The organism is Pediococcus pentosaceus ATCC 25745, assembly GCF_000014505.1.
GTDB lineage: Bacteria > Bacillota > Bacilli > Lactobacillales > Lactobacillaceae > Pediococcus > Pediococcus pentosaceus.
In genome coordinates this window covers 174,968-193,497 of sequence record NC_008525.1, presented here as the reverse complement: position 1 = coordinate 193,497, position 18,530 = coordinate 174,968, and the positions used below count along the sequence as shown (strand labels likewise).

The following is an 18,530-nucleotide window of genomic DNA, read 5'->3' as shown; positions in this document are numbered from 1 at the left end:
TTTAAAATCTCCAAACTAATTTATTTTCCAAGTCCTTGTTCTTCAATTTCTTCTAGTGTGTGACCCTTTGTTTCAGGTACACGTGTTCTGATAAATAGAACACCTAACAAACAAATAATTCCAAAGATTGCGAACACGGCTTCTTGAGGCATGTTAGCTGTCATGATTGGGAATAAAAGACCAACTAAGAATGAACCAATCCAGTTGAATGATGATGCAACTCCGGAAGCTTTACCACGAATTGCTAGTGGGAAGATTTCTCCGACGATCACCCATGTTAATGGCGCCCAAGTAAATGAATAGAAGGCTACGTAGATACATAGGAATACAACGATCATCATTGGGTTCATATCTTTGATGAACATGTTAAGAACAGCGGGAAGGATAAATGAAAGTCCCATAACCGTTCCACCCATGGTTAACAATGTCCGACGTTTAAATTTATCAGCAATCCATAGGAATACTAGTGAACCAAGAACCAAAATGACACCTTGGATAATAGGCCACATCAATGCTGAACTTGCAGCATTTCCGGTTGCTTTTTCAACAATTAATGGAATGTAATAGAAGATGGCATTTGCACCTTGGAATTGTTGGAAAGCGGCTACCCCAACACCAGCGATTACTAAGTAACGGTATTTACCGCTTAATAAATCTAAGAATGTTGAGCTAGTATTAGCTGATTCTTCTTCAGCTGCTGTTTCTCTGATTGTTTTTAATTCTGCATCAACTTCATTTTCAGGACGGATGTAAGATAACGTTCTTCTTGCTCCGTCAATATCATTACTTTTAACTAGGAAACGTGGTGATTCTGGTAATTTCAAAACTCCGAAATAAAGGATAACTGCTGGTACAGCGGCTAAACCAAGCATTAAACGCCAAGCCATTTGTTCTGGTAAATCTTTAAGTAAAAAGTCAACAATATATGATAGCAACATTCCTGAAACAATCATGGTTTGGTTAATACCTGATAGACGACCTCTTAAACGAGCTGGAGCCATTTCTGACATATAAGCCGGTACAAGGGCCGATGCAGCACCTACTGCAAGTCCTAAGAAAATACGTACAGCGATTAAATAAATTTGTCCATCGTGTGGAGAAAGCGCTGACAAAAGTGAGCCGATCGCAAAAACTAACGATGAAATCAAAATCATCTTCCGACGACCAAGTTTGTCAGACAAATTTCCGGCTAAAGCGCCACCAAAAATGGCCCCAAACATTACGGCAGATGTAATCCAACCAATTACCCCCGCATTATTTTGCAAGTTCCAATCAGTTTGTAAGAAGGGAAGTGCTCCTGTCATTACACCAATATCATAACCAAATAAAATTCCACCAAATGAACCAAAGAAATAAATAAATCCACTTGGAATCTTCTTTTCCTTACTCATTGTTTTCCTCCTTGAAATCACACATTCATATTTTGAAAGCGTATTCATAAGTTCGATATTAATCATAGAATATTTATACGGACAAGTCAATGTATTTTTTAAAATTTGTTAGGATGAATTTTTAGAATAAAAAAATAAGAGTTTAAGTTTTAAAAACTTAAACCCTTATATCTTTTTAATTGATTCCCTAATGATTAATTCTGGATCATAAACTTTGTTCTTTTCATAGGGGCGACCTTCGATGATATCAAAAGAAAATCTCTCTAATATTTTTTAATAATTCGAAACTGAATATAATTCACCATTAATTAACCTGATACAAATTCTTAGCTAAATCTTCGATTATTTAAGGTGCACTAGATTCGTCAATCAAATATTTTTTGTATACATTACTTTAACCCTCAAAATTAAATACAACGTTGTATTTTATAATACAACGTTGTATAATAATTTCAGAAAACGTTTTCAAAAATATAACTAAGGAGTTATTAAACCTATGTTGATGAATAATTTAAAAGCACAACCTGTTATTATCAGTACTGATCCTGGTATCGATGATGCAGTTGCAATATCTTTGGCACTTTTTAGTAACGATATAGATGTCAAACTTATATGTCCTATTGCGGGTAATGTAAGTTTAGAAAAAACAACTCATAATACACAAAAGCTTCTAACTTTTTTTAACAAAGAAATACCTATTGTTCCAGGAAGCCCGTCACCTCTCCTTCGACAAAAACAAAATGCTAGTAACGTTCATGGTGAATCTGGCATGGATGGCTTTGATTTTCCTATCCCTAAAATCACACCTGATGTATCAAGGACCGCGGTACAAGCAATGCATGAAACTGTATCAAACAGTACTGTTCCTGTAACTTTAATGGGACTTGGACCTTTAACTGATATTGCACTTTATCTTCATCTCTATCCACAGGATAGTAAGAATATCCACGAAATTGTATTAATGGGAGGAGCTTTAGGTAGAGGTAACTTGGGAGTCTTATCTGAGTTTAACTTTGGAGTTGACCCTGAAGCAGCAAAAATAGTATTTAACAGTAATATTTCAATACGTATTGTACCCATGGAAATAGGGAGACAAGCTAAAATAATGCCCGCCACTTCAGAAAAAATAAAAAATCTTGGAAAAACCGGTAAAATGTTTTATTCACTTTTTTCTCATTATCGTGGAGGTAGTTTTGATAAGGGATTAAATATGTATGACGTCCTCGCTTTAGGGTTGATTTTAAAACCAGAAATATTTGAGATGAAATCAACCTATGTTGCTATAGAAACCCAAGGAGCATTTACAGCAGGTGCTTCATTAATTGATCTTAAGGGATACCTTGGGGAAAATTCCAATGCAGAGGTGGCAATTAACGTTGATACTAAACAATTTGAAGACTGGTTCACTAAAATGATATCAAAAACAATATAGGAGGCGATCTCATGCACGCAGTATTAATCTCTATCATTGGTATTATAGCTATAAGCATCTTGATTTATATGTTATTAAAGAAAAATGATATTAAAATGATACTTTTATCACTAGGTTTAATTTTGATGTACATCGCTATATTGTTGGGTAATGAGCTAAAGGTAACGCAACCTACTGGTACAAATTTATTAAATCCATTTCAGGCAATTGTTGATCAATTTTCATCAACTTTAGTAGGACCAGGATTTGTTATTTTAATTTTAGGTGGTTATAGCGCTTATATGAACCACATAGGTGCTAATCAAGTTACCGTACATGCACTTACCAAACCGATCACTAAAATTAAATCTATTTATTTACTAGCTCCCATTGTTTTTCTTATTGGAAACCTATTATCACTTGTAATTCCAAGTGCTTCAAATCTAGCAATTATTCTCCTTGCAACTCTATATCCCGTATTGCGTTCTGCAGGCATGTCGCGACTAACATCAGCAGCTATCATCGGAACTTCAGCTACAATAGTTCCAACTCCCTTAGGTGCAGATAACGTAGCTATTGCATCCCAATTTCACATGTCTGTAACAGATTATGTTTTTCAAAAACACGCTTTAATTTCTATTCCAACCTTGCTAGCTATTACTATAGTTCATTATTTATGGCAAAAATATCAAGACAAAAAGCATCCTGAAGAGTTGTCATATTCTTCAGAGCTTTCTCAAAATAAAGAACAGGATTCAACAGCGTCACCTAAGGTAAGTTATAAAGGATTCAAAGCTTTTATTTATGGATTACTACCGCTCTTACCTATTGTAATATTACTAATCATCTTTTTCACCAATATATTTCTTCACACTAAGCTGAATATTAGTGTTCAATTAGTTAGCTTACTTAGTTTTGTTATTGCTGTACTTGTAGAAATTTTTAATAAAAAGCATCCCCAAATTGTTTTAAAAGAAACTAGTAATTTTTTTGAAGGTATGGGTAGCGTAATGAGTATCGTAGCATTACTAGTTTCCGCCCAAGTATTCGTACAAGGACTAACTTCGATAGGGATAATTGATTTAATTCAAAAAACTATGCAAACTATGAATAGCTCAGGTATTGTTTTACCAGTAGTTATGGTTGTATTCACGGCAATTATTGTCTTATTAAGTGGAAGTGGAACTGCGTTACTTTATGCAATGATTCCTCTGTTATTACCATTATCTAAAGCTGCAGGTATTTCCCCTATCGCCCTATCAGTACCTATGCAATTAGCAGGGAACTTATTGCGAGCAATCTCTCCTGTAGCGGCAGTTATTTTAATAGTTGCTGGAACCACAAAGTTATCTCCAGTAAAAATTGTTAAACGCACTTCCGTTCCAATGGTTTTTGGAGTAATCATGATGCTTGTTATGTCCCTACTAATCTTTTAGGAGTACATCCATGCTTAAATCTATTGAACTTCAACCAGCTTATAAAGAGGACTTACCTCTATTACTCAATCTTTTACAAGATGCAAAAGAACAAATGGCTTCAAGCCATATTACTCAATGGAATAGCTATTACCCCAATATTGGAGTATTAATCAAAGATATTGAAGACCATTCTCTTTATTCAACCGGAGCAAGGAATATTGCAGCGATTAGCATCGATCGAAGAGGTAAGGATTGGTACTTACATCGATTAATGGTCCATTCCTCAGTAAAGGGGCAAGGAATAGCAAAAAAAAATACTCTCAAATATCATTCAAAATGGCTATTCTAACAACGTAGACAATATTTGGATAACAACTAATCATAGTAATTTACCGATGATCCATATTCTAACTAGTTTGGGATTTTCTTTTTCTCATAAAATTAAAATTCATGGAAGAGAAGAGTATGGAGATTTCATTATTTACAACTATAATCTTACACAGAAAATGTTAAGATTATAGTTGGATTAAACAGCTAATTAATCCGGATACCAGTCATTTGATGATAATTGGTATTCGGATTAATTTTTAATTCACATTTAAATCTAAAAGATAGGGAGAGTTAACCGTAAAATGCATCAACCAGCAAAATACGTTAAAGTATACAACAAAATACTAAAAATGATTGAGCAAGGCCAATTAATTTCCGGTGAAAAAATTCCATCTGAAGAGATTCTTACTAAAGAATTTGATGTTAGCCGTGTTACCCTTAGAACAGCTTTGTCTCTGTTAAAAGAAGATGGTTTTATCACTAGTATTCACGGAAAAGGCCATTATATTAGTAAAAATAATTCTTATAGTAATCAACACCTAGAAAATTTTATTTCGCCTATTTTAACTACCTTAACAGTTCCTATAGAAAGCCGTGAGACATACTATCATAAAAATACTTCTAGTGCTTTTACTGATCAATTATTTGGTGTACAAAATCGCCCTTATCTTACTCTTAATGTTTGGTACAAAAATGGCATAAATAACATTGCTAATAACTTAGCAATCGTAATGCCAGAAACTATAGATAAATTTTCTGTTAACCTTAATAATCCCAAAAGTATTGTGCAGTTTCTAGAAAATAATGTTTACAAGGTGGCTTCTAGTTCCACTTTGACATTATCCGTCTCAGAAAGACATCCTTCTACGTTTCGCCGTAATTTTATTAATGACTCTCCCCTTATGTTAATTACAGAAGACATATTCGATATACACGGTGATCGATTAATTCAAAACAAGTATTACATACCAAGTACTTTATTTCGCACAGAAATGGTGCGTCACCCAAATACTCTCTCATAAATCACTAAAAACGCTTAAAAAATACTCCCAATACTAGTTAACTGATGAAAAAAACATTTAAGTATTGGGATTTTTTTCGTACTAGGATTATAACTGACCTATAAAACCATGTTAAACGTATTAATCCATTAAAAATGGATAGTTTAATCGCTATTAATAAGGGGTCACAAATTAAGTCTTATATATTAGTTTTAAAATGATGTAAATTTAATTATTAGAATTTCCGCTCTTTTTTAATCACCATGAGTTTAGGTCGTTTGGTGTTTTTAGACAAGTTATGCCTCTTCTTTTCATCCCTCATTATCATAGTATCCAAATAGTTCAAGAAAACAAGAATAGGACTAATTCATAAAAACGGCTTATCCGATATATGAATGATGAGTTCTAAAAACTTTATTTACCAAACTAATACAACACCAGTGAATTTAGTCTGCCATTCCATTTTATTTTTCAACAAATTATATCTTTTTAATTGATTCCCTAATGATTAATTCTGGATCATAAACTTTATTCTTTTCATAGGGGCGACCTTCGATGATATCAAAAATCGTCTTGGCAGCGTCTCTACCCATTGTTTCCTTCGGATGTTCAACTGTACTTAGTTTGGGAGAAATATATTTAGCCAACTTATAATTATCAAATCCAAAAATTGAAATATCTTCTGGAATCTTTAATCCCATCGAGCGGACTAAATCTATCACTCGAATAGCAATTTGATCATGATAGCAGATAATTGCTGTTGGCCGATCTGGACGTGCTAAAATGCTTTCGATTCGAGTAAACACATTGTGCATGTTATCAGATGATTGGTACATCACCATTTCACTTAACATCACTAAATCTCGATGTTCCTGGTATGCACTAATGTAACCCTTCATTCGATGGACACCCTGTGTATCATCAATTTTAAAAATTCCCAGTATCTTTTCGTGACCCATCCCAATTAACTTGTTGGTGACTTGGCGTTCCGCCTCATAATCGTTAACTTCCAAGTACGGGAAATCTAACTCAGGGTAGTGTGCATTAATGAATACCGTGGGTAATCCCGTCTCTTTAAGTTTATCGTATAAGTCTCGATTAGGATTTCCAAGAGCACTTTGTGTCGGTTCAATAATCAAGCCTGATAAGCCAATTTCCATCATTTTTTTAATTCCTTTACGTTCTTTCTGCGGATCGTTCTGGGTGTTACTAATCAAAATCGAATAGCCTTCAGCAGAAACGTAGCGGTCAATCCCGGTAATAATGTTTGGAAAAATATAATCCGCTATATGCGTTGAAATTACCCCAATCATTTTTCCTTCGATGGGTTTATTTATATATTTTTGCCAATCATCTACAAACATTCCACCGCCTTGAATACGGTAAACGTAATGATCCGTTTCAAGATCACCAATCGCTCGTCTGATTGTATATCTGCTAACGCCATACTGTTCCATTAAGCTGGCTTCGGTTGGCAACCTATCATTAATAGAATAATGTCCAGATAATATTTTTTCTTTAATATCTCGTTTTACAACGTCGTATTTATTTTCCATATCTATACCTACTCTGTTAAAATACTTTTCATATATAAATAGTAACATTTCATAATTGCTTTATCGCAGATTAAGTTAGCTTTTAGTACAATGATTAAAAAATCCGTAAAAGCAAACTTTCTATAACACCCTCCATTACTAGACGTATATACATTTTGAATGCTGATAACGTCTTTACTTATAAAAAATAATTTAATTATATAAAAAAGTTTAGTTTCATTGATTTCTGAAACTAAACCTTTTAAGTGTGTTGCTATTTGTTAGAGTATTATTTTATGAAATATGACGGTTTTGTAGTTCTTTTTTTATCTGTGGTTCCATTTTTTCATATTTAAAATAGAACAGCATAATGATCCCAGAAATTATATAAACGATAATGGGTAACCAAATAAAACAGAATTTTATAGAAGCCAATGATTCAGCAGTTTGTTTTTGGTTTGCTACAAAACCTGCAGCGGCCATGATTTTAGAAGGAATAAAACTTCCAAATCCAGAACCTAGTTGAATACAAAAAGCACTACCAACAGCGGTCAAAAATCCAGATGCTCTTATGCCTGTTTTCCATTCTCCAAAATCCACCGTATCTGCTAGCATTGCAAACGGCATTGCACATGCAAGCGCTGCCCCAAAAATTCCTATTACCCAAGCCACAATTACTAAAGCAAAATTACTACCAGCAAAAGCCATCATAGCTTGTCCAAAGGCTCCAATTGCTAATCCAATTAACATCGTCATTGTTTTGTTTGTTACTTTTACAACGAATGGAATTGAAATGGTTGCTATTATTCCCAATACTTGTAACCCGTTAAAAACTGATGTTAACTGCTCATTTCCAAGATTGTATTTAGCGTAATAAACTGAAATACCATTACGATCAGCTTGAGCTATCCAATAGATAACAAAAGAAATAACCAAAATAAACCAAGGTTTATTACCAACGGTAGCTTTCAAACTATCTTTAAATGGAATTGATTTTACTTCGACATCTTTTCTTTCTCTCAAATTTCTAAATGCTAAAAATAACAATATTACCGCTAACGTACCAAAAATGCCAAGTGTCAACATGAAACCATGTTTGTCATTTCCTTGCCCTAAAAAAGCAACTAGTGGTAAGCAAAATGTTGAGGTGATAAATGCTCCAATATTTCCTCCTGCCATTCGAAAAGTATTAGCACTTATTCGTTCATCGGTATCCGCAGTCAAACTAGGTAAAATAGATGTAATTGGTGTTTGAATTCCTGTATAGATAACACCAGCAGCCAAAATATAAGTAATACCTGCATACCATAATTTTGCATCTCCCGAAAGGTTAGGTGCCGTAAAAGCTAAAAATGTGGCAATTGCAAATGGTATTGCCAACCAAAGAAAATATGGTCTACTCTGTCCCCACCGTGTGTGCGTATGATCTACTATAGAGCCCCATACGGGAGCACTAATTGCATCTACAACTCTAGCAATCAGTAAAATTAAACCCGCACCAGCTACTGATATTTTGAAAACGTCCGTATAAAAGTAAAGTATATAGCTGGAAATCGTTACGTACAATAAATTTCCTGCCATATCCGTAAATGAATAGCTGACCTTTTCCAAAAATGGTAATTTATCACTTTTATTTTTCATTTTTGTGTCCTCCTATTCATGCAACCAAACAGACATTTGTCCTTCTTCTCGGTTCGCCCATGCATAATAAGGAATTAATGTTAATTGACTACTATGATATTTATTCTTCTTATCAAATGAGTACAATTCACCATCATCGAATTCTTCTTTCTTTAACACTTTTACATCATTAGTAATGAGCTTACCTACTCCGCCTAATAAATCTTTTTCGTATCTAAAAGAAAATTGTGGTTCTTCTTCCAATTTGTAATCCCAAAGATCATCCTTATTATCAGCACTTTCTGCACAATACACGATTGGTCCCCGTTGTACTGCTACTTGGTCAATATCCTGTCTAACTTTTTCATTAGCCCTGATTATGTGAGTATCCATGTCTAACACTAGGGTAACCTTCACGCTACTATCCTTAATGTCTAAATAACATACACCCTCAGTAACATTGGGCTTGATCGCTTTATTATCAACATAAATTTTGAAATTGTTTTTACTCCAATTAGGAATTCTCAATGCAAATTTAAAATCTTTTTTATTAGGGTTTTCAATATTAAAAACAACTTCACCTTCCCAAGGCAAATTACTTTCCTGTTCAATTATGATGTCATCACTAAATTTAGCTATATTAGCAATGTATTGATGGGCTAAGATTGTATCTCCTTTGATCTCATATAAATATTGATCAAGTGAAGCAATTAAACGTGTAATATTTGCTGGACAACATGCTGTACCAAACCATGGTTGACGGCGAGTTAGAATATGTTTTTTATCATGCCCATCTTTACTTTCAATTGGGTTCATAAAAAGAGGATTAACATAAAAATAATTAGTACCGTCAATCGACATTCCACTTAAAGCACCGTTAAAAATTTCTTTTTCAATTACATCGGCATATTCGCTATTAAAGTTATCTGCAATCATTTGCTTTGCAAAGAAAGTCATTGCTACACTAGCACAGGTTTCTCCATATACTGTATCGTTTGGAAGGTCGTAATCTGTTGTAAAAGCTTCGCCACGTTGTGTTTGTCCCACATTTCCTGTAATGTACATTTGTTTTTTTACAATATCTTTCCACAATCTCTTAGAGGCATCTAATAATTCTTTGTCTCTAGTTACTCTGGCAAGATGTGCTAATCCTACACAGAAATATACACATCTTACTGCATGACCGTGCGCAGTATCTTGTTCTGTAACTGGTTTATCCGCAAAATAATAACCTTCACCATATTCTTTTAATTCTGGCCAAAAGTCATTATCAATCCCATCCTCAATGTTTTGCTTATCATAGAATTCAGGATCTTTTCCTCTTTCGCAAACAAAGTACTTAGTTAACTCTAAATACTTCTTTTCATTTGTTGTTTCATAAAGACGCATTAATGCTAATTCAATTTCAGGATGTCCACCCGCACCATGGATTTTCCCAGATTCTGGGCCAAAGTTTTCATCTAAACAATCAGCCATTTTTTTTGCGATTTCTAAGGCTTTTCCATTGTTAGTAGCTTCATAATATGCAACACCAGCCTCAATGTAGTGTCCCATAGAATAAAGTTCATGCGATTGTTGTAGTCGCTTAAATTTTCGTTTTGGCATATTAATCTGGAAAATAGTAGATAAATAACCATCTTCTTCTTGAGCTTGCCCAATTAATTCAACAATGTCATCTGTTTTTTTCTGTAAATCTTGATTCGGATAATATTTCAAAGTATACGCAGCCGCTTCAAGCCACTTATAAACATCCGTATCTTGAAAGTTCATCCCACTGTGTTTTCCTTGTGTAATTCCTGCAGCAATTTTCAAATTTTCAATAGCATGACTTTTAATCTTGCCATCATAGAATCTCATATCCGCAAATGCATCTTTGTTTAATTTAACGTCTATATTGTCGTTCAAGGTATTGTATTGATATGGAATAACAGTTTTAGCAACTAATTTTCGATATCTGTTCCAAAAATTTGATGTAATTTTTACTTTCTCACAAAGTAAATTTTGTCCATTGGCCATAATTAATTTCCTCCAAATATATAAATACAAAAAACCATATTTACTAGTAAAAGCGCTTTCTTATAGATTATAATAGAATGTTACAATAGAAATGTCGGTAGTTAATAAAAACAAAAAGTGGACTATTTTTACTTGAAAGGTGTATTAGTAATATGGATTTTTATACTATTCAATTTGATGATCTTGCCAACTTTGAATCAGCTGGAATTTTCGTCAATAATAAAAAATGGAAACACAGTCATAGAATTTTAAGTAGTTTCGAAATAATCGTTATGATTGAGGGTGTCCTCCCTATTCAAGTTAGTAACACTCAATATCGAGTTAAACCTAATAAACTGTTAATAATCCCACCGAGTGCAGAACATTTTGGCTTTGAATTTACAACCAGCGATATTAAGTTCATTTGGATACACTTTAATTGCTCAAAATTTAAAATTAACGATGAAAAATCATTATTCCTTTCAAATATAGAGAACAGTTCTATAATTTTACCTAACTATTCAAACAAGTTAGATGTCCAAAGAATTATATTAATGTCAAATCACTTATTAGATATTACACAAGAAAACGTAAATTCTATCTATTTAAATTTATTTTTAAATAGCACTCTCCATGAGATAAATTACCAAACACAGAAAATTCTCAAGGAAAGACAATTATCTAATCTATACTTGCAGCCAGTTAGAGAGTTTATAAGAATTAACTGCTTTGAAGATATAGATTTAGGTAGCATAGCTACACACTTTAACTACAATAAAAGTTACTTATCTAGAAAATACAAAAAAGTTATGGGCATTGGCATTAAACAACAAATTAATAAATTTCGTATATCACGTGCAGAATACCTACTCAGTAATACTAGTCTGACCGTTCAAGAAATAAGTAGTCAAATTGGATTTAATGATGAAAAATATTTTATGAGACTTTTCAGAAAAAATACTAATAGTACACCATCAGAATATCGAAAATTGTATAGCCAACGTCATTTCAATAAAGAGTAATCTATAAAAGAATTAGTATTTACTCCATTAACCCATTTTTTTGTTAATCATTTAATTATCTTACTTTCCCAGTTGCAATCGCTTGCAACTCGCCCCTATCCTCTGCTATGCTCGTGCCAACAATGGTAATTGTTTATTCACCTAAATTTAGGATGGAGGTAATTAAATGACTGAAAGTTATCAATTTGATGTTTTGTACTTAGGCGCGGGGCATGGTGCCTTCGACGGGGCGGTTCCACTAGCTAATAGTGGTAAAAAAGTCGCCATCGTCGAAGCGGACAAAATCGGGGGAACTTGTCCAAACCGTGGATGCAACGCGAAAATTACGCTGGACAACCCGGTTCAACTTTTACGCCACCAAGAACGCCTTGATGGCATTGTAAATGGTGACTTAAAACTGGATTGGACTGCCAATGTAGAACATGAACACGAAGTCATCGACGGCTTGCCGGACATGATTACTGGTCTACTCGACTCTGTTGACATCGAAATTATTCACGGTCGTGGAAAATTTGTTGATGCTCACACCATCGAAGTGGATCAACAGCGCTACACCGCTGACAAAATCGTGATTGCAACGGGGCTACGTCCCCACCATCTAGATGTTATGGGATCAGAACTTACGCATGACAGTACTGATTTTATGAACCTCAAGCATCTTCCTGAAAATATCGTAATTATTGGCGCGGGCTATATTGGCATGGAATTTGCCACGATTGCCAATGCTGCCGGCGCGAACGTCACTGTACTTTTACGCCATAATCGGGCGTTGCGCAAGTTTAATCAAGATTACGTAAAACAAGTCATTGCCGACCTCGAAAAACGAGGGGTGAAGTTCATTTACAACGCTCAGGTGGATCGTTTTGAGGAAGACGGTTCTCATTTTACCGTGTCTTATAACGATCACGAAACCCTCACCACCGACTGGATTTTGGATGCTACCGGACGAATTCCTAATATCGAAAACATCGGATTAGACGAAGTAGGCGTTAGTTACAATGCTAACGGGATCGAAGTTAACGATCATCTCCAAACTAACATTGATAACATCTATGCTTCTGGTGATGTGCTTGATAAAGAACAGCCTAAGCTCACCCCGACTGCGATCTTTGAATCTAGTTATTTAACCCAACTTTTCACAGGAAAGACTACTGACGCAATCAATTATCCGGCCATCCCAACCATTGTCTTTACCTCGCCACAAATCGCACAGGTTGGTATGAGCGTCGAAGAAGCTCAGCAAAATCCTGATTACACCATTAAAACTAATCATCTTCCTGACGGATGGTTCCGCCAAGTTGATAAGGAAACAATTGGTAATAACACCTTGATTTACGATCAAGACCATCATCTTGTAGGAGCAGCTGAAGTTAGTGAACATGCTGCCGATGCAATTAACGTTTTATTACCAGCAATTGAGTTCCAATATACAGCTGAACAACTAGGACGCATCGTACCCCTCTTCCCTACTTTGGGAGCGGACGTCTGGTCACAGATTTAAAAAAAACGCTGAGCCTTTCTGAAAGAGGTTCAGTGTTTTTATTTTCTACAATTAAAAAAAGTGAAAAATATTTTTACGTCTACTGCCGAAGATGATTAACCCACCAAATGAAAATTATTATCATTTTATATCATTGCAATATTTTTTAACTCGTTGTATATTTACTGCGATGATTGAATTAAACGTTAACTATTACAAAACTAACTTTGATTAAATCACTATTTCAAATCACATATTTAATATTGCTATATTTCACCTAAATTTGATAAAAGAGAAGTGTCAGTATTATGAAAAATAATTTTTTTGAGGCGGTTAAAGGTAAGTTAATTATTTCATGTCAGGCTTTGCCTAATGAGCCATTGCATAGTTCTTTTATTATGGCTCGTATGGCAAGGGCAGCTAAAATGGCCGGGGCGGCTGGTATTCGCGCGAACTCTGTTGTGGATATTCAAGCAATTCAAGATGAAGCTGGATTACCGATGATCGGAATCGCAAAAACAGATTATCCTGATTCCGATGTTTTTATTACCCCCACTTTAAAGGAAATGCGGGCTGTGGCAGCTACTGGTGTCGAAGTTGTCGCTTGCCAAGTAACTGGTCAACGCCGACCCCATGATGAAAAACTTGCGGAAATCGTTCAACAATTCCGGACAGAATTTCCTAATACATTATTGATGGCTGACACTGATACCATTGAAAATGCACTTGAGGCAGACCGCTTGGGATTTGATATGATTGGGACCACGATGCGTGGTTACACGCCGGCCACCCAAGGTATGAATATTGCTGATCATGATTTTGAATATTTGAAGGAATTGCGTTCCCAAGTTACGCGACCAATTATCGCTGAAGGAAAAATTGATACTCCCGAAAAACTAAAATGCTGTTTAGAATTAGGCTGCCACGCGGTCGTTGTTGGTGGCGCGATTACTCGTCCCTTGGAAATTGCCACTCGTTTTATTGAGGCCATTAAATAGGACCCCTGTATTAAAGACTGGAATACTTGAAAAAAGTTCCAGTCTTTTTTATTTTCAGCGTATAATTAATACTAATCAAACCTAATCTAGGAGGATTTTTTATGAACATCATTGACGTTGTGGAGCAAAAATACCCATCTTTATCGCGTCAAGAACGCAAAATCGCTCTAAAAGTCGTCCAGCATCCCGCCGATGTCAAAAAGATGAATATCAATACTTTATCGAAAAAGGCCGAAGTTAGTACCGCCACCGTAACGCGCTTTGTTAAAAAGATGGGATATCCCGACTTCAGTCAATTTAAGTTAGGTTTGGCTGAAGCAACTTCAAATATTACCGAAAATGTTGATAATGCACCTCTTCCAGATCAGGTCACAGATTTTTACAATCAAATGATTACTGGAACTTGGAAACGTATCAATCAAAAAACTTTAAATCAAGTGGCGATGCTTATTAAAAATGCTCCCCGCGTCTTTATTTTTGGTTTAGGTAGCTCGGGTTACAATGCGCAAGAATTATCTCAACGGCTAATGCGGATGGGGATTAATGCTTTCGCTCCTTCTGATAGTCACACCATGTATATCAGTAGTAGTATTATGCAAAAAGATGACCTCCTAATCGTTCTATCTGTTTCTGGCAAATCGAACGAAGTCAATGAAGCCGTTGCTGTTGCTAAACAACACCAGCTAAAGGTCGTCTCCATCACTGCTTTTGATGATAGTCCCTTAGCCGAAATGAGTGATTACCAATTGTCCGTTCAATACAGCGAATTTGTCGATAATACTCAATTTATCAACTCCCAACTGGGTGTGGTTTATATCATCGATATCCTTTCAACCATGCTATTGCAAAATGAAACTTATAAAGCTCGCTATCAACAAACTGTTGCGGCGATTTTAAATCGGAAAATGAAATAAATTAAAAAAGATTTCAGCAGGGTAAATAACTCACCTTCGCTGAAATCTTTTCATTTATATTTATTTTTAATCTTCTCGCCGGACCTCAACCACCGCCGCATTTTCAGCTATCCGCATTAATACTGAGTCAATATTATTTTCAGCTGATAAGACCCCTTCCAACTCGACTGTAATCCGATTGTCATTGATATTACTAATCGAAAAAGTATTTTTTCTAAAACCCCCCTCATTGAACATTTTTTGAATGGTCTTCAGTGAAGTCGAGTCATTTTTCATGATGATTTGGCAATGAAAATGCTTGCGCTTCAGCAAGTATTTCAACATGATGTTATCGCGAAAGAGATACTGTGAAGCCACAATCAAAACGGCAGCCGTGAAACCGATAAAATACAAACCTGAACCAATCGCCATTCCTACCGCCGCCGTCGCCCAGACTCCCGCAGCAGTGGTCAATCCGTTCACTCCTTCACCACGCACCAAGATTGTTCCAGCGCCAATGAAACTAATTCCACTAATAATTTGCGCCGCAATTCGTGAGGGATCCAGTCCGATGCCGCGACTTTGCAACAAATCATAAAACCCATATTTTGAAATTAGCATGGTTAACGCCGCTCCCAGCGCCACGATAATATGCGTTCGAATCCCGGCGTTTTTTAATCTGGCCGAACGTTCATAACCGATAAACGCCCCGCAAATTGCTGCGATTACTAGCCGACCGAGTCCTTCTAGGTCATTCATATCCATTTACAACACCTTCATTCACTTTTCTATATCGTCTCACGCCCATTCTAACACCGCTTTCCAAGCCAAATGAACTTTTAGCCTGTCACCCACTTCAACTATTCTTATAGTCAGCACTATCGATACCGTGCGTGTAAAGTGGTATAGATTTCATTTTTGCTATCTTAGTAGTGATTTTTAGATAATAAATCCATATCATTTTCAATCGGTCTAAAAAATATTTTTTATTTAAAACAAACGTTATAGAGTCGACAAAGAAGACGCTTTTATTAAATGTCACCTGCAAAATCATACTTGTTAACGATACTTCTCTCTGGTACTATTTTACGTATTAATTTTTTTACAAATAATCATTCTCAGAAGGACATTATATTCGGATGGAACTAAAACTGAACTACTACGATGAATTCCAGCAGCTCAGCTCAAAGCAAATTTTTACTGATCGTAACCCTCAAAATTGGAACTTACCACTGATTAAAAACGCTAAGATTTGTGGTGATACAACGGTATATCTTCATGGTATTAGCGCGTGGAACATTCCTGGAGAGACGCTCATTATTGATACAGAACGCCCGCCCCATACTACAGATCAGTCTACTAGAAAATTAATCCGATATTTTTTACGCTCCCAACCTTGTCGGGATATTTTTATTCGCATGATGACCGATCATCTCAATATCACGCAAGCACGCCCCATTGTTTTTGGCACTTTTCGTGTGGTCCCTTTGAACGGAACAACCCGTGGTTCTGCCGATTGGGTGTTTGCACATCGACTAAGAGATCTCTATGCAGATCCCGAAGATAGTCGCTTTTCCTTTCTTAATTTTGATGACGGTAAGAAAAGCCTTCAGGTTCACGTTCCATTCACTGAATCTATGATTTGCAGTAAATTAACTAAAGCACAACATATTTCAGAATTAACTTATGATCTAATGCAGGGATTTGCTGATATCTTCGGTATGACCGTTCTTAAACCTAAAAATGAGGTGTCTTGCCAGATTGATCGCCGAATTCAAACTAAGGAACATCCCGAACTATTACCAATTGATGAAACCCTGATTGACCTAGCTGCTCACCTATTTACCATCGCCAGCGAGATTCTATTAGATGGCCCAGTTATTTCTACTAAAGCTGCTAAAAAACTATTAATGGACCCTGCGTACGATTTATGGCGTTTATAGAATAAATTTCATCCAAATCTAACCCAAAACCAGTATAATAAACTATAATTATACATATATTATGAGTTATTAAGTAACTAGTCTCTGGGGGATTTTTGTTTATGAAGAATACAGTACTAAAATGGATCGAACAACTTAAGGAGCGATTCCATCCGCAACAAGAGGACCATCAGCCTTTTGTCGATGACGAGCTCTATTTGGGAAGTCGAAGTCGCAAACGTCGTGCTCGCAGAAGAAGTATTAAACGTTTAAGCACCTGGGTCGCTGGTTTAATTGTCGCTTTCTTATTAATCTTTGGCATTTATCGAGGGATTTCACATTTTAGTTCATCCCACCGAGCAGCCCGTTTAAATGAAGAAATTGGTCAGTTATATACTGATAATCGTCACGCTGATCTAAAAGATTCGGTAACCCAAACTAAGCTAGATAAGCTCAAGTCTGATGTTGACAGTTTAAAACATTATAAGAACATCGATTCCTTGCGTGCCAAACAAGTAGCTGCACAAAATGCTTATGATGTTCGCGCTGATTACAGTCATCTTTTCAATAAACAAACTCGCGTTGCTTTAAACGTGACAACTAAAAAGGTTGACCATCAGTTGAAAAACTTAAAGCAAAAAAAGGTACCCGCTCAATTTAGAACTAACTATACTAAACAGTTAAAAGACGTCCGCAAGATTGTCGTTATGGCGGATAAACTTAGCAAACGTTATAAAGTTATTATGAAAGCTCGTAAAAACAATCTTTCCGTTGACGTGACTACAGTAGAAAAATTGATTAAGGACATGAGTAAAAACCAAAAATCACAGAAAACAGTTGATCAACAAACTAAGTTAATTAGTTTGAAGACGGTCATTAATAAGGAAGATAAACAAGCTGCTAAGGCCGCCAAAGCGGCTGCGGAAGCCGCTGCACGGGCAGAAGCTATTGCAGCTGCCGAAAGAGCGGCCGCTGAATCTTCCCGGGCTGAATCTGAATCAGCTTCGAAGGCCGCTTCCAAGGCTGAATCTGAATCTTCTAGTGCAGCTAAAGCATCTTCTGAAGCCGAAGCTAAATCCGAGTCAGAAGCCGAAGCTGCCGCTGAAGCCCAAGCTAATGCTAACGCCCAGACAAGTACCGATGCATCTGACAGCACTAACGATGCAGGTACCACTAATAATACTCAGGCATATTACAACTTTAGTATCAGTGGCACCGATTCTCAAACTAACACTTCAAATACCAGTTACTAATTTAAAAGAGCTATAACCAAAGGTCGCTCGTCGAATTATCGACTCCCACGTCCGCTTGATTACAGCTCTTTTTTATTTGCTATTTATCGTGATTTTCAGCCCATTTTTCGGCCTGACTGATTCCAATTGGAATCGCCCGATCTTCATCATAGCCTTCATCTAAAAGTGCGTTAGCAATTTCAATCGCTTTATTCCGCACGGTTTCTGACAAGTTTTTCATCGACTCTGGATAATCTTTTTTCGTCCATGGCATATGACTTT

Annotated in this window: 16 protein-coding genes; 10 read left to right on the top strand and 6 right to left on the bottom strand. The window is 35.9% G+C overall.

Annotated features, from left to right (window positions below):
• Nucleotides 1-20: 20 nt before the first annotated feature.
• Nucleotides 21-1,391, bottom strand: a complete 1,371-nt coding sequence (locus PEPE_RS00790; protein ID WP_002834343.1) for a sugar porter family MFS transporter — start codon at nt 1,389-1,391, stop codon at nt 21-23.
• A 502-nt stretch (nt 1,392-1,893) separates the two neighbouring features.
• On the opposite strand from PEPE_RS00790, the gene rihC reads away from it, so the two are divergent.
• From rihC to PEPE_RS00770, 4 genes are all read left to right on the top strand, one after another.
• On the top strand, nt 1,894-2,823 hold the full coding sequence (gene rihC / locus PEPE_RS00785; protein WP_029257657.1) for a ribonucleoside hydrolase RihC: 930 nt from the start codon (nt 1,894-1,896) through the stop codon (nt 2,821-2,823).
• A gap of 11 nt (nt 2,824-2,834) precedes the next feature.
• Nucleotides 2,835-4,238: a C4-dicarboxylate transporter DcuC gene (gene dcuC, locus PEPE_RS00780; protein WP_011672888.1), complete on the top strand. Its 1,404-nt coding sequence runs from the start codon at nt 2,835-2,837 to the stop codon at nt 4,236-4,238.
• A gap of 10 nt (nt 4,239-4,248) precedes the next feature.
• Nucleotides 4,249-4,569, top strand: coding sequence for an N-acetyltransferase (locus PEPE_RS00775; RefSeq protein WP_011672887.1), 321 nt, complete (start codon nt 4,249-4,251; stop codon nt 4,567-4,569).
• A gap of 283 nt (nt 4,570-4,852) precedes the next feature.
• Nucleotides 4,853-5,572, top strand: a complete 720-nt coding sequence (locus PEPE_RS00770; protein ID WP_011672886.1) for a GntR family transcriptional regulator — start codon at nt 4,853-4,855, stop codon at nt 5,570-5,572.
• Nucleotides 5,573-6,030: 458 nt separating this feature from the next.
• On the opposite strand, the gene PEPE_RS00765 is transcribed toward PEPE_RS00770, so the two are convergent.
• From PEPE_RS00765 to PEPE_RS00755, 3 genes are all read right to left on the bottom strand, one after another.
• Complete coding sequence (locus tag PEPE_RS00765) at nt 6,031-7,107, bottom strand: GntR family transcriptional regulator (RefSeq protein ID WP_011672885.1); 1,077 nt, start codon at nt 7,105-7,107, stop codon at nt 6,031-6,033.
• 273 nt (nt 7,108-7,380) lie between these two features.
• Entirely contained in the window at nt 7,381-8,727 is a 1,347-nt protein-coding gene (locus PEPE_RS00760) for an MFS transporter (protein WP_011672884.1), read from the bottom strand.
• A 12-nt stretch (nt 8,728-8,739) separates the two neighbouring features.
• A complete protein-coding gene (locus PEPE_RS00755; protein ID WP_011672883.1) occupies nt 8,740-10,722 on the bottom strand; it encodes a glycoside hydrolase family 127 protein in 1,983 nt (660 codons plus the stop codon).
• Between the two features lie 152 nt (nt 10,723-10,874).
• Here PEPE_RS00755 and PEPE_RS00750 point away from each other — a divergent pair, with 152 nt between their 5' ends.
• The 4 genes from PEPE_RS00750 (at nt 10,875) to PEPE_RS00735 (ending at nt 15,115) form a co-directional block, all read left to right on the top strand.
• Nucleotides 10,875-11,723 (top strand): AraC family transcriptional regulator, encoded by an 849-nt coding sequence (locus PEPE_RS00750; RefSeq protein WP_011672882.1) that lies wholly within the window; start codon nt 10,875-10,877, stop codon nt 11,721-11,723.
• 166 nt (nt 11,724-11,889) lie between these two features.
• Nucleotides 11,890-13,224: a dihydrolipoyl dehydrogenase family protein gene (locus tag PEPE_RS00745; RefSeq protein ID WP_011672881.1), complete on the top strand. Its 1,335-nt coding sequence runs from the start codon at nt 11,890-11,892 to the stop codon at nt 13,222-13,224.
• A gap of 287 nt (nt 13,225-13,511) precedes the next feature.
• Nucleotides 13,512-14,201 (top strand): N-acetylmannosamine-6-phosphate 2-epimerase, encoded by a 690-nt coding sequence (locus tag PEPE_RS00740; protein WP_011672880.1) that lies wholly within the window; start codon nt 13,512-13,514, stop codon nt 14,199-14,201.
• 101 nt (nt 14,202-14,302) lie between these two features.
• Entirely contained in the window at nt 14,303-15,115 is an 813-nt protein-coding gene (locus PEPE_RS00735) for a MurR/RpiR family transcriptional regulator (RefSeq protein ID WP_011672879.1), read from the top strand.
• A gap of 66 nt (nt 15,116-15,181) precedes the next feature.
• Here the strand turns inward: PEPE_RS00735 and PEPE_RS00730 are convergent, their stop codons facing one another.
• Nucleotides 15,182-15,859 (bottom strand): MgtC/SapB family protein, encoded by a 678-nt coding sequence (locus PEPE_RS00730; protein WP_011672878.1) that lies wholly within the window; start codon nt 15,857-15,859, stop codon nt 15,182-15,184.
• Between the two features lie 374 nt (nt 15,860-16,233).
• Here PEPE_RS00730 and PEPE_RS00725 point away from each other — a divergent pair, with 374 nt between their 5' ends.
• A complete protein-coding gene (locus PEPE_RS00725; protein ID WP_011672877.1) occupies nt 16,234-17,037 on the top strand; it encodes a hypothetical protein in 804 nt (267 codons plus the stop codon).
• Between the two features lie 101 nt (nt 17,038-17,138).
• Entirely contained in the window at nt 17,139-18,269 is a 1,131-nt protein-coding gene (locus PEPE_RS00720) for a hypothetical protein (RefSeq protein WP_011672876.1), read from the top strand.
• A 79-nt stretch (nt 18,270-18,348) separates the two neighbouring features.
• Here PEPE_RS00720 and PEPE_RS09230 read toward each other — a convergent pair whose 3' ends face one another.
• Nucleotides 18,349-18,522 (bottom strand): DUF2188 domain-containing protein, encoded by a 174-nt coding sequence (locus PEPE_RS09230; RefSeq protein WP_004166882.1) that lies wholly within the window; start codon nt 18,520-18,522, stop codon nt 18,349-18,351.
• Between the last annotated feature and the right edge of the window lie 8 nt (nt 18,523-18,530).

Coding starts and splice junctions, on each gene's coding strand:
- PEPE_RS00755 (WP_011672883.1), bottom strand. CDS start 10,722: ATGGCCAATGGACAAAATTTACTTTGTGAGAAAGTAAAAATTACATCA.
- PEPE_RS00765 (WP_011672885.1), bottom strand. CDS start 7,107: ATGGAAAATAAATACGACGTTGTAAAACGAGATATTAAAGAAAAAATA.
- PEPE_RS00770 (WP_011672886.1), top strand. CDS start 4,853: ATGCATCAACCAGCAAAATACGTTAAAGTATACAACAAAATACTAAAA.
- PEPE_RS00750 (WP_011672882.1), top strand. CDS start 10,875: ATGGATTTTTATACTATTCAATTTGATGATCTTGCCAACTTTGAATCA.
- PEPE_RS09230 (WP_004166882.1), bottom strand. CDS start 18,522: ATGCCATGGACGAAAAAAGATTATCCAGAGTCGATGAAAAACTTGTCA.
- PEPE_RS00740 (WP_011672880.1), top strand. CDS start 13,512: ATGAAAAATAATTTTTTTGAGGCGGTTAAAGGTAAGTTAATTATTTCA.
- PEPE_RS00790 (WP_002834343.1), bottom strand. CDS start 1,391: ATGAGTAAGGAAAAGAAGATTCCAAGTGGATTTATTTATTTCTTTGGT.
- PEPE_RS00735 (WP_011672879.1), top strand. CDS start 14,303: ATGAACATCATTGACGTTGTGGAGCAAAAATACCCATCTTTATCGCGT.
- PEPE_RS00720 (WP_011672876.1), top strand. CDS start 17,139: ATGAAGAATACAGTACTAAAATGGATCGAACAACTTAAGGAGCGATTC.
- PEPE_RS00745 (WP_011672881.1), top strand. CDS start 11,890: ATGACTGAAAGTTATCAATTTGATGTTTTGTACTTAGGCGCGGGGCAT.
- PEPE_RS00775 (WP_011672887.1), top strand. CDS start 4,249: ATGCTTAAATCTATTGAACTTCAACCAGCTTATAAAGAGGACTTACCT.
- PEPE_RS00730 (WP_011672878.1), bottom strand. CDS start 15,859: ATGGATATGAATGACCTAGAAGGACTCGGTCGGCTAGTAATCGCAGCA.
- PEPE_RS00725 (WP_011672877.1), top strand. CDS start 16,234: ATGGAACTAAAACTGAACTACTACGATGAATTCCAGCAGCTCAGCTCA.
- dcuC (WP_011672888.1), top strand. CDS start 2,835: ATGCACGCAGTATTAATCTCTATCATTGGTATTATAGCTATAAGCATC.
- PEPE_RS00760 (WP_011672884.1), bottom strand. CDS start 8,727: ATGAAAAATAAAAGTGATAAATTACCATTTTTGGAAAAGGTCAGCTAT.
- rihC (WP_029257657.1), top strand. CDS start 1,894: ATGAATAATTTAAAAGCACAACCTGTTATTATCAGTACTGATCCTGGT.